Below are 15,715 nucleotides of genomic sequence, written 5' to 3'. Positions count from 1 at the left end.
TGAATAAAACAATTTATAAATTACTTTTCACTAATTATCTCCTTTGATTTTTGCCAATTCTATACCTGTTTTTTAGCGCGTTTTATATACATTGCGAATCAGAATTAAAGCGAGAGACATGTCAGAAAGAGAGGTTGAAACTAATGCAGAAAAAGCACGTTTAAAATTAAGAACCGACAATAAAGGGTGGAAAAAGTGGGGGCCTTATTTGACAGATCGCCAATGGGGAACTGTTAGAGAAGATTACTCTCAAAGTGGATATGCTTGGGGAAGTACCACTCATGATATGGCACGTTCCAAAGCCTATCGTTGGGGAGAAGAAGGTATTGGCGGAATATCGGATAATAAACAGCATATTTGTTTTGCTTTTTCGTTTTGGAATCACAAAGATCGAATTTTAAAAGAACGCTATTTTGGTTTAACCCCGGCTGAATCAAACCATGGGGAAGATGTCAAAGAAATTTATTACTATCAAGATTCTACGCCTACACATTCATATCAAAAAATGCTTTATAAATATCCACATGCGGCTTTTCCGTATGAAAAATTGATAGAAGAAAGTAAAAAAAGATCACGGCTTCAACCCGAATACGAATTAATTGACACTGGTATTTTTGATAATGATGAGTATTTTGATATCACGATAGAATATGCCAAAGCCGAAGAGCAAGACATATTAATTAAAGTTACTGTTGAAAATCGTGCTGAAGTTTCGGCTCCAATTACGGTTTTACCCACAATATGGTTCAGGAATACTTGGAGTTGGGGATACGAAAAATACAAAGTCAAACCTACACTTACAGGTGTTGGAAAATCGTTAATAGAAGTCAATCATCAACTGGTAGGCCATTTCAATTTATATGCAGAAAAGGCTAAAAACATTTTGTTTTGTGACAATAAAACCAATTTCGAAAAATTATACGGTTCACCTGCACAATCGCCTTATGCCAAAGATGGGATTAATGATTATATTATAAATAAAAAACGCAGCAGTATAAATTCAGAAGGAATTGGTACCAAAGCTTCCGTACTTTATAAGGATATCATTCCAGCAAATGGAAAAAAAGTGTACCGCCTCCGATTTACAAATAATTCTCCAGACAATGCTTTTGAAGATTTCGATACTATTTTCCAAAAAAGAATCGATGAAGCCGATGAATTTTATGCTCCCATTCAAAAAGGAGTAAAAGACGAAAAATTAAAATCCATTCAGCGTCAGGCTTATGCAGGAATGCTTTGGACTAAACAATGGTATTACTATAATGTTTTTGAATGGCTAAAAGGCGATCCATCTACACCAAAACCAGAAAAAAGGAGAAACGAAGGGAGAAACAGCACATGGAAACACTTGTATACTTCCAATATTCTTTCAATGCCGGACAAATGGGAGTATCCTTGGTTTGCCGCTTGGGATTTGGCTTTTCACACCTTACCTTTGGCTAGATTGGATCCTGATTTTGCCAAAAGACAATTATCAGTTATTCTTAGGGAATACTATATGCACCCCAACGGGCAAATTCCGGCTTATGAATGGTCGTTCTCGGATGTAAATCCACCCGTTCATGCCTGGGCTACTTGGAAAGTATATGAAATTGACAAAGAAGCCAATGGAGGTGTTGGAGATACTGTTTTCTTGGAACGTATTTTTCATAAACTACTACTCAATTTTACGTGGTGGGTGAATTTGAAAGATGAAAATGGCAATAATATTTTTGGAGGTGGATTCCTTGGAATGGATAATATTGGGGTATTTGATCGCTCTTCTGATTTGCCTACAGGTGGTCACTTAGAACAAGCCGATGGAACAGGTTGGATGGCAATGTATTGTTTAAATATGTTGCGAATTGCCTGTGAAATATCGCTTAAAAATCCAGTTTATCAGGATATGGCATCCAAATTCTTTGAGCATTTTCTTCATATTTCTGGGGCAATGCAATCATTGGGAGGCAATCAAATAAGCCTTTGGGACGAAGACGATCAGTTTTATTATGATATGCTTCACAAAAATAATGGTGATGCCGAATTGTTGAAAATCCGTTCGATGGTAGGCTTAATTCCACTATTTGCTGTCGAAGTATTAACCCCTGATTTGCTGGAAAAATTGCCCTTGTTCAAGCGTCGAGTAGATTGGGTTCTGAAAAATCGTCCTGACTTGGCTAGTTTAGTTTCTAGTTGGTATGCGCCTGGTAAAGGAGAAACCCGTTTGCTCTCGACTCTTAGAGGACATAGAATGAAAATGATTCTAAAACGTATGTTTGACGAAAAGGAATTTTTATCAGATTTTGGCGTTCGTTCTTTATCCAAATACCACAAAGAGCATCCCTATAAATTCAAACATGATGGCGGGACTATTCAGGTAGATTATACACCAGCCGAAGCAACAGGAGATATGTTTGGCGGAAACTCCAATTGGAGGGGACCTATTTGGTTTCCTATGAATTATTTGATTTTGGACTCTTTAGAAAAATTTCACGGCTATTACGGAAAAGATTTCAAGGTAGAATTTCCAACCGAATCAGGAAATGAAGTAAATCTTAAAGAAGCTTCAGAAGGAGTTGCCAAAAGATTATTGGCACTTTTTATCCCGGATGCCAACAAAAAAATCCCAATGTATGGCGAATACAAAAAATTCCAAAAGGACACACTTTTCAATAAAAATCATTTATTTTTTGAGTATTTCGATGGAGATACAGGCAAAGGTTTAGGTGCCAATCACCAAACTGGCTGGACAGGACTCATTGCTGAAATCATTAGACATTTGCATGAAGAAGAGAAATAGTATTTGAGTAAAGAATGTTACAATTATAGGACTCAAATAAGATTTTTTTTAAATTAAAAGCTATTGTTTTTCTAAAATTATTTTAGTGACTTCATCTACTTTTTTTATCAATAACGGAAAAGCGGGCTCAGGCATGTTACCATGATTGAAACCTTGCAGTTCATAAAGCGTGGTTTGGGTATTTCCCGTTAATTGCATCATTCGGGCGAGATAGGCATTCTCTTCATACCGGCCCAAAAGTTCCATTTCACGATCACCGGTAATAAGCAATAACGGTGGAGCATCGGCGCGAACAAAGTAAAGCGGAGCATATTCGTCGATAGTCGGCTGAGTTTCCGGAATTCCTCTTTCTTTGCGTATGGTAAAGTGAGTGATGGCTTGTCCGCTAAAAGGAATAAGGGCTGCAATACGGTTGGCATCAATGTCATATTTTTTTAAATATTTTTTGTCAAGTGTAATCATCAAACCCAGATATCCACCTGCCGAATGTCCCGATATAAAAATAAGATTGGGATTGCCTCCATATTGACTGATGTGTTGAAACGTCCAGGCTACTGCCGCTGCAGCATCTTCTATATATTTAGGCGCTGCCACTTTAGGCGAAAGCTGGTAACCAACACCTATGACTGCATAACCTTTATTTAATAGTGCTTGGGGTATTTCTTTCTTACCCCCAGTAAGGCCACCTCCGTGAAACCATACAATGGTAGCAAAGTTTTTTAATCCTTTGGGAAAATATATATCTAAGGTGCATTGCGAGGCAAGAGATGCATCTTGTTTAGAAATGGATTCGGCATAATACGGAATATTCTTCTCCGTTTCATACTGTTGCTGAGCATTTGCTGAAAGTGAAGTGATTAATAACAACAGGAAAATGATTTTTTTCATAAGTTTATTTTAAAATGATGCTTACCAAGTTGCTAAATGCGGTTTTAATGTTGTATTGACAAAATATAGGCTTCAAGAGTAACAAAGTTAATATAATCCTAGTTGTGGCCAAACTTTCATGAAAGTTGTAACTATTATTCTTTTATATGGGGAATGTCGAGCCAATAAAACAGATTGGAAGATTTTACTATTAAAAATTAGTTCTTTTTATTCTATGAATTGTATCACAATAATATTGTGGATAAAAAATGATTTTTATCATAAATTTTCATTTAATTTACAATTCAATAATCGATATATTATAAAATCTGTTATTTTATTGAATTATTTATTTTGCCCCCATTCTTTTTAGTATTTACGGATTATCTTACCTGATTAGATTTAGATTCAGGTTTTTTTTTGGAAATGTATAATATTTTTCTAATGTAAAAACTTGCCATAACCTTCTATGGCAACGTAATAAACATGATCAAGAAACTTGTTAAGTGGAATTAAAAAATAGATAAATAATGAATCAGCACCTGCATACCATTTTAAATTTTATACAGCAAGCTAAACATTTGTCTGCCGAAGAAAAGACTTCCCTTACTAGTATTTTTAATATTCAATTGCCAATAACTAATTAAAAAATAGCATTATGAAAAAACTAATTCTTATTATTTTAATTTTTAATTCGTTTTTCATTCCAGTTTCAGCACAACTTAAGCCTAATAACCTTAGTTCTTATAATGAATCGGAGGGTGTTTTTATCAATGATCTTATTACTGACAGATCTGGCGTTGTTTGGATAGCGACCAATAATGGACTCGTGCGTTACGATGGGTACGAATTCAAACATTATGATGTTGATCCCAAAGATCCAAAAGCAATGGGCAGTATTTTACCAAATACACTTTATGAGGCTCAGGATGGACATATTTGGATCGGTTGTACAGATATGCTAAGTGAATACAATCCGGAAACTAAAACTTTCAAGAATTATAATTTCTCAAAACTCACTGATTTCACTTTGGGCGAACCAATCACAATAATAACTATAAATGAGGATTTAGGAGGTAGAATTTATTTTGGGGCTTGGGGTGCATTAGGTATTAAAAGAAGTCATACTATTTTCTATAAAGACAAAAACAAGGAACAGCTCCAGCGCTTTGATGCTCCAGATAAGGTGGAAATAAAAAGTGTTTATAAAACGACAACAGATAAGTTGGGCAATATTTGGGTTTTTGCATCCAATGGATTTTTTAGGATTGATAAAAATAAAAATATTCATAGAGAAAAGTGGCCAATACCTGAGTTATTGACTAGTCAATACTCTAGCACAATTAAAAGCGACGCTAAAGGCAATATTTGGATGGTTTCAAGAAATGACGTTCATTCTATTCTGAGTGTCTGGAACCCCATTTCTGGGAAAATTAAATCTTATTCTTTGAAACAAATTAATGAGAAAGAACCTCTTTATTTTAGTGAAATGGAGATGGATACAAAGGAAAATATTTGGATTGGAACAAATAGAGGTTTAGGTTATTTTGACTTAAAAAGGGAACAATTTCAATTATTGAAAGAAAGTGAAGATCCTAAAATGGCCAAAGCTGAAATTGTCTGTCTTCATTTGGATTCCTTTGATAATATTTGGATGGGAACACCATCTCAGGGATTGCTTAGATATACCAAAAAAGCTGAGCTAAAGTCCTTTGTTCACGATAAAGAGGATAAAAATACCATTACATATGGTTGGGTCAATAAAATGTTTGAGAAAAAAGATGGTAAAGTTTGGATGGCATCTGAAAAAGGTCTCAATGTTTATGATTCTAAAGATAATTCCTTAACACCATTTCCATATGCCGCTATTTTGCCTGAATTTGGATGGTGTACTACCATTGGTGAGTTCTCTGATGAAGAATTACTCATACAAACGAATAAGGAACATTTCCTTTTTAATGTTAATACTAAGACTTGCAAAAAAACCATACTAGATCCTAAGCTAAATAAACTATATATTTATAACCTAAAAATAGATAGTAGGGGCAATCAATGGTATTGCACAGCTAATGGTGCTTTTTTAAAAATTAAAAATAAAAAGACATTACAACATATTGATTTAAAGAAACTTCCAGGGTCCAATATTACAAGTAATTTAGTAAACACTATCTATGAATGTTCAAGGTACGGAATATGGTTGCTTACTGATGACGGTTTGTTTCTGTATAATTATGCTACAGCAAAAGTGGAACGATATGGATTTGACAATAAAAAAGGGGATATATTAAAATCACAAGACATCAATTCGCTATATGTTGATAAAGAAGGAATCCTATGGGTTGGGACTTGGAATGGTGGTCTTAATAAATACAATATTAAAACCGGAAAAATTAAATCCTATACTATTAAGGATGGTTTGCCTTCTATGGGTATTCAGGGTATTTTACCCGACGAAAAAAACAAGGCACTTTGGCTTAGTACTTTTGAAGGAATGAGTAGATTCAGTTTAAAAGAAGAGCAATTTAACAACTTTTCGATGGAAGACGGCATTCAGGGTCGTTTATTTGCAGATGGCTCTTGCCTCAAAACTTCGAATGGCCTTATGATTTTTGGTGGTCAAAACGGAATTACAGTATTCAATCCTAATGATATTACAAAGAATTCAACGCCACCAAAAGTGTTTATTACTGATTTTAAAATCGGAGATATTTCCCTTTTTACGAATAACAATTCATTGACAAAGAATGGTCCCAATAAGAAGGAAAATATTGTGCTAAAGTTTAATCAAAACAACCTATCTATTAATTATACAGGAATTCACTACGCCAATCCTGCGAGTAATAAATTTACTTATAAACTCGAAAACTATGATAACAGTTGGCGTGAAGTAGGAAATATTCGTATGGCTTATTATTATAATTTGCCTCCTGGCGACTATACTTTTAAAGTAAAAGCAGCTAACAGTAATGGCGTTTGGAATGAAACGGGAGCTTCCATACCTTTCAGTATTACACCTCCTTGGTGGCGTACTTGGTGGGCTTATGCAATTTATGGCCTTCTTTTTATTGTTCTTGTGTTTTCGATTGACAGATTCCAACGAAAAAGACTTCTTGAAAAACAACGTGTAATGGCCAAAGAAATTGAACTGGCTCAAGCCAAAGAAATTGAGAAAGCCTATCATAAATTGAAAGAAACCCAATCACAACTCATTCAATCAGAGAAAATGGCTTCATTGGGTGAACTCACGGCGGGAATTGCTCACGAAATACAAAATCCATTAAACTTTATCAATAATTTTTCGGAAGTGAGCAATGAGTTAATTGATGAAATGAAAGAAGAATTCAAAAAAGGAGCTATTGACGATGGCTTTGCTATAGCTGATGACATCAGCAAAAATTTAGAGAAAATAAACTATCACGGCAAACGTGCCGATGGTATTGTAAAAGGAATGTTGCAACATTCACGAACCAGTTCGGGACAAAAAGAACCAACAGACATCAACAAACTGACTGATGAATATTTAAGGCTAGCGTATCACGGACTTAGAGCCAAGGATAAAAGTTTTAATGCCACGATGAAAACAGATTACGATGAAACCATTGGTAAAATTAATATCATTCCACAGGATATGGGAAGAGTAATTCTAAATTTAATTACCAATGCGTTTTATGTTGTGGATGAAAAGAAAAAGCAAATAGGAGAAGATTACGAACCAACCGTTTCAGTCAGTACAAAAAAAGTTGACGATACTGTTATAATACGTGTCATGGACAACGGTAATGGTATTCCTGAAAAGGTATTTGACAAAATCTTTCAACCCTTTTTCACCACAAAACCAACGGGACAAGGAACCGGACTTGGACTTTCCTTGAGTTATGATATTGTAAAAGCACAAGGTGGAGAATTACTAGTAGAAACCAAAGAAAGAGAAGGCTCCGAGTTTATTATTCAATTACCTATAATTTAAAATATAGTTTATGAAATCATTTAAAATCCTATTCTTGCATTTGTTTGTTGTGATTCAATTTTGCAATGCACAGGAAACTCCCTACAAGTATATTGTCAAAGCTGATAGTGTGCAAAAAATCCTATCTAAATATAGTGTTCAAGACTTACAAAAAGTGCTTTTGTTAAATGATTTTGCTAGGTTCTCTAATCATTGTTTGCAATTTAAAAAGGGACTTATTGCAACAAAACAGGCAAGGGAACTTTCTAAAAAGCTGAACTACAAAAATGGTGAAGTGCAGTATTACCGCACTATGGATGATTTATTCAGAGATAACATTTTGTCTTTCTACTATCGTAAACAGGCAGATTGGCTTTCTACAGAACAAGAAAAAAAGGAAAGTGCTCAGAACAGGAATTCAAAAAATTTGGTCTGGCCAATTAATCTGGATCAGAAAAAAGTTTTATCCCAGCTTACAAATGCACTCCTTTATTTTGAACAGATTAAGGATAAGGAAATGCAGGCAAATATTCAGATTTTAATGGGCTGGAGTTATGCTATGTTGCAAAAACCTAAAGAGTCTATGACTACTTTGCTAAAATCACTTTCCCTCTTTAAAGAACTGAATGATACTTATCCTATTTTTCTATTATCAACTTTTGAGATGTCTAATTTTAATTATAAAGGAAAACCAGAAGAAGCCCATAAGATTGAAGTTGAATTAGTAAAGATGATTTCTACGATTAAAGATAAAAAGTTACTCGCGCTTTTATCCCTTCCTATGGCTGATAATTACTCTACTGCAGGTCGATTTAGTTTAGCCATTGAATATTATATAAAAAGTGCTACTGCCTTAGAAGAGGATATTCATATAGAAGATAAGGATTTACTTGGTGATATCTATTCAGGCATCGCAGGATGTTACGAAAGTATGAACAACCAATCGAAAGCTTTCGAGTATTTTACAAAGAGAGAAAGGTTATTTAAAAAAATGAATGATACAGTTAAAATTTACGATGCCTATGGTACATTAGTGTTTCCGTTAATACAACTAAAAAGATATAAAGAAGCAAGGAAATATATGGCACTAACTTCACAAGAACCAAATAAGAAATTAGCAACTTATATAGTAGCCAGAAATAATGATGCAAATGGTCAAATTGAAATGACGCAAGGTAATTATGCAGCGGCAATACCTTTTTTTAATACCGCACTCGATCTGTTTATGAAAGATAATAAATCAGTAACACCTTTTATCTATTGCTATTTAAGCGAGTGCTATCAAAAAGTAAATAGTTTGCCTAAAGCTTTAGATAATGGTATTCTTGCTTATAATGAATCCAAAAACTATGCAATAAAACGAATCGAATTAAAATCAAGTTTATTGTTGTCTCGCATATATGAACAAAATGGACAGAAAGACGATGCTTTCAAATACCTCAAAATTTATCAGCAGCTAAAGGATGCCTCTGATGACTTGGATGCCTCAAACCGTCTTGCCAATGTTGAAATTCAATCTATTCTTGAAAAAAGTAAGCTTGAAATAGAAAAAATCGATAAACAAAGATTAGACAAAGAAGCCGAAAATAAAAACCAACGTTGGTGGATATTCACCATTGCGGCGGCTTTGTTTTCGACAATGGTATTACTGTTTATTCTGTATCGCAACAACAAGAACAAACAAAAAGCCAATAATTTACTCAGCCAACAAAAGGAAGAAATCAACATCCAAAAAAACAAAGTCGAACTAACACTTACAGAACTAAAATCAACTCAATCGCAACTCATCCAATCCGAGAAAATGGCTTCTCTGGGAGAACTCACAGCCGGAATTGCCCACGAAATCCAGAATCCATTGAACTTCGTGAATAATTTTTCGGAGGTAAATACAGAATTATTGGAAGAAATGAATGAGGAATTGGATAAAGGAAATTATGTCGAGGTAAAACAAATTGCAAAAGATGTATTGGAAAATGAGCAAAAAATAAACTACCACGGCAAGCGTGCCGATGGCATCGTCAAAGGCATGTTGCAACATAGCCGCAGTAGCAGCGGAATTAAGGAGCCAACCGATATCAATAAACTAGCCGATGAATATTTGCGCCTCGCTTATCACGGTTTGCGCGCCAAAGACAAAAGTTTTAACGCTACGATGAAAACAGATTACGATGAAACCGTTGGTAAAATTAATATCATTCCACAGGATATGGGAAGAGTGATTCTGAATCTCATTACCAATGCGTTTTATGTAGTAGATGAAAAGAAAAAGCTAATCGCTGAGGGTTATGAACCAACGGTTTTCGTCAGCACGAAAAAAGTCGGCGATACTGTTCAAGTAATCGTTAAAGACAATGGCAATGGAATTCCTCAAAAAGTATTGGACAAAATATTTCAGCCCTTTTTTACCACAAAACCAACAGGTAAAGGAACAGGTTTGGGACTGAGTTTGAGCTATGATATTGTAAAAGCACATGGCGGGGAGTTATTAGTAGAGACAAAAGAAGGAGAAGGATCTGAGTTTATTATTCATTTGCCGATTTAAACTATCTTGATAAAGAAACTTATTACGTACTAAAATAAATAAAAGTATTATATTTCTGATATTCAAAGTATAACAATTTTGAAAGCTAATAATTCTAAAAAAAAACAGTCTAGATAAATAGTAATCTAATTTAATAAAATTAAAGAAAAAGAAATGAAAAAATCAACTGCAATCAACCTGAAATATCTCTTTCTAATTCTGGGTATCTTATTTTTGCAAGCTTGCAAAAACAGTAAAGAAGCACCTCCTTTTCCAATCTTAAAAAGTGAATATGCACAACCCATAACTAAAAGTTTTGAATTTTCAAAAACTGATACCATCCAATGGACTACAGTAGATAAATCTAAAATAAAACCTTTACCTACTAAAAATTTTAGCTGGGATAAATTACCATCAAAACCTTTTGACATTGACATTCCGTATGCATTAACTGAGGCATTACCACAAAAACCATTGGATTGGAATAGTTTACCCGAAACTAATTTTGATTTAGAAAGTCTGCCAAAAGCAAAAATTAGCATTAAAACTACCGTTTTAGGAAAACCTAAAATTGTAAAAGCCGGATATCCTATTAACATGCCTAAAGCAAGTAGAGGTATCGTGCAATTTGATGCTAATTTTGGCCTTCCCGGGAATACATTAAGTGTTTTAAAGGATAGTAACGGAATGCTTTGGATGGGTGGAGACGGAGGTGTTGCTAAATACGATTCAGAAAATCTGGAAATTTATGGTACGGATCAAGGATTGACAGCTAGTAGAACTTTTGCTATGCTTTTGGATTCCAAAGGCAGACTTTGGTTAGGTAACAATATAAATACAATTACTGTTATAGACTTTAAGGCACAGCTTATTCATGAATTAAGCAGCTCATTCGATATGGGTAATGAATACGATTTAATAGAAGCTAAAGATGGCAAAATCTGGCTGACTAATAGTCCTAATGGTTATAATATTGTTGATCTGGAAGCAAGGATAATTCGGAAACTAGATGCGGAACACGGCCTAGTTGGCAATTTTAGTATAACACCCTTTCAAGATAAAGAGGGTCTCATTTGGCTTACAGCGGATAAAGGCGTAAATATTATTGACTTAAAAAAAGGGAAGAACAAAGCCTTAACTATCGAAAATAAATTACTAAAACCTTCTTTTATTTTTACAGTGTCGCAAGATAGAGCAGGCAAAATTTGGATAGGTAATCAGGGAGGTGTTCAAATTATTAATGGGGCGAAAACAACTATTTCCTCGCTCACCCAAAAACAAGGATTGAAAGAAAGTGGAGCTGTCGGAAATATTTATCAAGATAAAAATGGTAAAATTTGGTTGGGAACTGATAATGGTTTTATGTATTCTTTTGATGAAACAAAAAAAGAAATTGAAAAATTTGAAATTAATAAAGGAGACCAGCTTTTATTTGACATATTGGAAGATAAGCAAGGACAAATCTGGACTGCTATTATACAAGGTGGTTTATATAAATTAGATCCTAAAAATGGGAGACCCGCAAATTATGGTATCGCTGACGGCTTAACCAACAATGAGGTATGGAGTACATTGGAAACAAAAGACGGTAAAATTTGGATTGGAACTTATAATGGAATTGATGTTTATGACCCAAAAGCACAAACCCTTAAACATTTGGGCGTGGAACAAGGTCTTGTAGACAATAGAAATTCTAGATTAATGGAGGATTCGAAAGGTAAAATTTGGGCTTGTGGTTCCCCATCAGGTATAAGTATTATTGATCCAAAAAAAGGCACTATTCAGCAACTTAGCACGTATCAAGGATTAAAAACAAATAATATAATTGCAGTTTTCGAAGATGAAAATGGACTTATATGGATTGGTGGGGAATTAGGCGAAATACAAACTATTGATTTGGACCATTCCATTTTTAAATATTATGAGGCTACCACTAAAGAAACTAAAGTGAGAAATAATATTTTTTTAAGTGATGCAACAAATCATATTTGGATAGCAACTGTAGGCATAGGTATTCAAAGAATAGATCTCAAAAACAATACCCGTTCTCGTTTAACACAAGCTGAAGGCTTAATAGGCAATCAAGTATATTCTTTAATGCGAGATGAGAACCAAAATATTTGGGCTGCATCTGATAAAGGTGTAGTACTCATAAATGCACAAAAGAAAGAACTTACCACCTTTACTACTGATGAAGGTTTGGCAGCTAACGATGTATATGCTATAAATACACATAAGGGCGAAATTTTTAATGGAACCTCAAAAGGATTGACCATTCTTCAACCAATTGAACAAAAAAATAATACTCATCCTTTTTGGAAAGTAAAAACCTTGGGCAAAAGACAAGGTTTAGATCAGGTCGATTTTTCAGAAAATAGTTTCACTTTTGATAAAAACGGCAGGTTATGGGCTGGTGTCAAAGGAATAATGCTAACTGTAATAGATCCAATACAGAAAGATAATTTTGAACCGACCACTTTTATTACTGGATTAAACATCTTAGATAAAAAACAAGTATTTAAGGATAAAATTAGCATACAAAAAAACAGGAAAGGATTAAATAAAGCTTGGGTGTCAACTAAGGATACGCTTTTAACCTTAAAAAATGAGTTAGAAAATGCTGAAAACCATATGCACTGGAATACAGTTAAAGGTCCCTACAACTTACCGCTAGATCTTATTTTACCATCTAACCAAAATTATTTGAGTTTCACTTACAATGGTTTTCAACTCAATAATCCCGACAAACTGGTTTATAGCTACTTTTTAGAAGGTATCGATAAAAACTGGAGTCCTGTTTCTGAAGAAAACACCAGTGAAAACTATAGAGATTTACCCTCAGGAGATTATACTTTTAAAGTGGTCTCGAAAGGTTTAGATGGGGTTTGGAGCAAGCCAGCTGAATTTAAATTTACGATTTCTGCACCCTGGTGGCAAACTTGGTGGGCTTATTCGGTTTATTTACTTCTTTTTATATTGTTAGGATTCAGTATTCATCGTTTCCAAAAAAAACGCACCATAAGAAAAGAACGAGAACGAGCGCAACAAAAAGAATTAGCACAAGCCAAAGAAATAGAAAAAGCATATCTAGATCTCAAAACTACCCAGTCCCAGTTAATTCAATCTGAGAAAATGGCTTCTCTGGGAGAACTCACAGCAGGAATAGCTCATGAGATACAAAATCCGTTGAACTTCGTCAATAATTTCTCGGAAGTGAGTATGGAATTGATTGACGAAATGGAAGCCGAAATAAGAAAAGGAGATTTGGAAGAAGCTAAAACCATTGCAATTGACATCAAACAAAATTTGGAAAAAATAAATTATCACGGCAAACGTGCCGATGGTATCGTGAAAGGAATGTTGCAACACAGCCGAGCCGGAAATAATGTAAAAGAACCAACTGATATTAATGTACTTGCCGATGAATATTTGAGGTTGGCTTATCACGGACTTCGAGCCAAAGACAAAAGTTTTAACGCCGAACTGGAAACACATTTTGATTCAGACCTTCCAAAAATAAATGTGATTCCGCAGGATGTTGGTCGGGTGCTGCTGAATTTGTTTACCAATGCCTTTTATGCAACCCATCAAAAGCAAAAAATAGCAAAAGATGAATATAAACCTTTAGTTTCCGTAACGACTGCTCTGAAAAATGACGTCGTTGAAATTACCGTAAAAGACAACGGAATGGGAATACCGGATGCAATTAAAGACAAAATAATGCAGCCTTTTTTCACTACTAAACCTGCAGGTGAAGGAACAGGTTTGGGATTGTCATTGAGTTATGATATTATTGTGAAGAGTCATGGCGGAACAATTAGTATTGATAGCAAAGAAAATGAATATACCGTTTTTACAATTAAATTGCCCTTAGTATAAATGAAATGTTTTTTTTAACACATTAAAGGTTATATTTAAAAAATTCTAATTAGTTGAAAATTATTGAATTACAAATTAAATTTAAAAATTTATGATAAAAATACTAGTAGTCGATGATGAAGCTGATGTACAGCCACTTTTCCAGCAACGCTTCCGTAAAGAATTAAGGGCTCACGAATTAGAATTTGACTTTGCCCTTTCTGGTGAGGAAGCTCTTGAATTTATGAAAAAAGAACATTCGGAAATCGTACTGATCCTTTCAGATATTAATATGCCTGGAATGAGCGGTATTGAGCTTTTGTCTAAAATCCGACATAATTACCACGAACCCGACCCAGTTGTAATGATGATTACAGCTTATGGTGATGACGAAAATCGCCGGCAAGCCATAGAAAATGGTGCTAATGATTTTTTAACCAAACCTCTTGATTTTAATGTATTGAAAGAAAAACTCAAACACCTTCTGGAATAATGGCAAAAATACTTGTAGTAGATGACGAAGCAGATTTAGAAATGCTCGTTAAACAGAAATTTAGAAGAAAAATTCGGGAAAACACTTATGAATTTATCTTTGCCAGAAACGGCGAGGAAGCACTTCTGAAAATACAAGAACATCCGGATCTGGATATTATTCTGAGCGACATTAATATGCCAGTTATGGACGGGCTTACTTTGTTGAGCCGATTGCCTGAAGCCAATTCTTTATTAAAAGCTATTATGGTTTCGGCTTATGGTGATATGCAGAATATAAGAACGGCTATGAATAGGGGAGCTTTTGATTTTGTATGCAAACCGGTTGATTTTGATGACCTTGACCTAACAATGGAAAAGACAATAATCCACGTCAAACAATTGCAGGATACAATTATAGCCATTAAGGAAAATAATATCCTGAAAATGTATGTGGATTCGAATGTGCTGAACTTTATGACCAACAAAGAGTTTGAAAGCAGCCTGCTGAAAAATGAATTATTGGATGCCACAGTTATGTTTATAGATGTTTGCGGATTCACAGCCATCACCGAACAGATTCCGGCAAATGAAGTTGTAGCATTACTAAATGGAATTTTTGACAAAATCGTGAAAGAAATCATTGCGCAAGGTGGTCACGTGGATAAGTTTATGGGCGATGCTGTTATGGCCGTTTTTAGAGGAGAATACCATCTTGACAGAGCTATCGATGTGGCATTGGCCGTCAAAGAACAAATCAGTAATGTTGAGGTAGCATTGGATGGGGATAAAACATACAAACCACAAATATCAATTGGCATCAATTCAGGTGAAATGGTATCTGGAAATATTGGTTCAGCATCATTAAGAAGGTTGGATTATACCGTTATCGGTGATGCGGTTAATGTTGCTCAACGCCTTCAGACAGTTGCCAAAGCAGGTCAAATTATTATCACAGAAGAAGTATATATAAAAACCAAGGAATCCTTTAAATGTGTGCCGAACGGTGAATTTACTTTAAAAAATAAAGCAAAACCCGTCAATACTTATGAGGTGATGGAATAAAAAAAGTTAATGTCTTACCTTGCGTTTGAGTATTCCACCAGCGGTTTCTTTAATGATACTGGTAAATACAAAAGCTTTAGGGTCAATTTTTTGCACCAGATTTTTAAGGCGTATTAATTCCATTCGGGTGACAACAGTAAAAACAATGTCAACAGGTTGGCTGATTTCATAACTGTCTTTCATAAAGCCCCTTTCGCCTTTATAGACA

Annotated in this window: 8 protein-coding genes; 6 read left to right on the top strand and 2 right to left on the bottom strand. The window is 34.6% G+C overall.

Annotation, left to right across the window (positions count from 1 at the left end; translation table 11 throughout):
- Nucleotides 1-118: 118 nt before the first annotated feature.
- Nucleotides 119-2,779, top strand: coding sequence for a glucosidase (locus ACH2BV_RS00450; RefSeq protein ID WP_395048455.1), 2,661 nt, complete (start codon nt 119-121; stop codon nt 2,777-2,779).
- A 60-nt stretch (nt 2,780-2,839) separates the two neighbouring features.
- Here ACH2BV_RS00450 and ACH2BV_RS00445 read toward each other — a convergent pair whose 3' ends face one another.
- The gene (locus ACH2BV_RS00445; RefSeq protein ID WP_395048453.1) at nt 2,840-3,667 is read right to left on the bottom strand and encodes an alpha/beta hydrolase; all 828 of its coding nucleotides are present in this window, start codon (nt 3,665-3,667) and stop codon (nt 2,840-2,842) included.
- Between the two features lie 637 nt (nt 3,668-4,304).
- Between ACH2BV_RS00445 and ACH2BV_RS00440 the strand changes: the two genes are divergently transcribed.
- The 5 genes from ACH2BV_RS00440 (at nt 4,305) to ACH2BV_RS00420 (ending at nt 15,507) form a co-directional block, all read left to right on the top strand.
- On the top strand, nt 4,305-7,613 hold the full coding sequence (locus tag ACH2BV_RS00440; RefSeq protein ID WP_395048451.1) for a two-component regulator propeller domain-containing protein: 3,309 nt from the start codon (nt 4,305-4,307) through the stop codon (nt 7,611-7,613).
- Between the two features lie 10 nt (nt 7,614-7,623).
- Nucleotides 7,624-10,134, top strand: coding sequence for an ATP-binding protein (locus tag ACH2BV_RS00435; RefSeq protein ID WP_395048449.1), 2,511 nt, complete (start codon nt 7,624-7,626; stop codon nt 10,132-10,134).
- Between the two features lie 153 nt (nt 10,135-10,287).
- The gene (locus ACH2BV_RS00430) at nt 10,288-13,992 is read left to right on the top strand and encodes a two-component regulator propeller domain-containing protein (RefSeq protein WP_395048447.1); all 3,705 of its coding nucleotides are present in this window, start codon (nt 10,288-10,290) and stop codon (nt 13,990-13,992) included.
- Between the two features lie 91 nt (nt 13,993-14,083).
- Nucleotides 14,084-14,464: a response regulator gene (locus ACH2BV_RS00425; protein ID WP_395048446.1), complete on the top strand. Its 381-nt coding sequence runs from the start codon at nt 14,084-14,086 to the stop codon at nt 14,462-14,464.
- Entirely contained in the window at nt 14,464-15,507 is a 1,044-nt protein-coding gene (locus ACH2BV_RS00420) for an adenylate/guanylate cyclase domain-containing protein (protein ID WP_395048444.1), read from the top strand. Before ACH2BV_RS00425 ends, ACH2BV_RS00420 begins: the two co-directional genes overlap by 1 nt.
- Nucleotides 15,508-15,513: 6 nt before the next feature.
- On the opposite strand, the gene ACH2BV_RS00415 is transcribed toward ACH2BV_RS00420, so the two are convergent.
- Nucleotides 15,514-15,715 (bottom strand): DUF2179 domain-containing protein (locus ACH2BV_RS00415; protein WP_395048443.1); only part of this gene is annotated, 202 nt, incomplete at its 5' end.

This window comes from Flavobacterium sp. (assembly GCF_043780635.1).
Classification (GTDB): Bacteria; Bacteroidota; Bacteroidia; order Flavobacteriales; family Flavobacteriaceae; genus Flavobacterium.
Note: the sequence above shows the minus strand (reverse complement) of the source record. Positions and strands in the feature narration are given on the sequence as shown.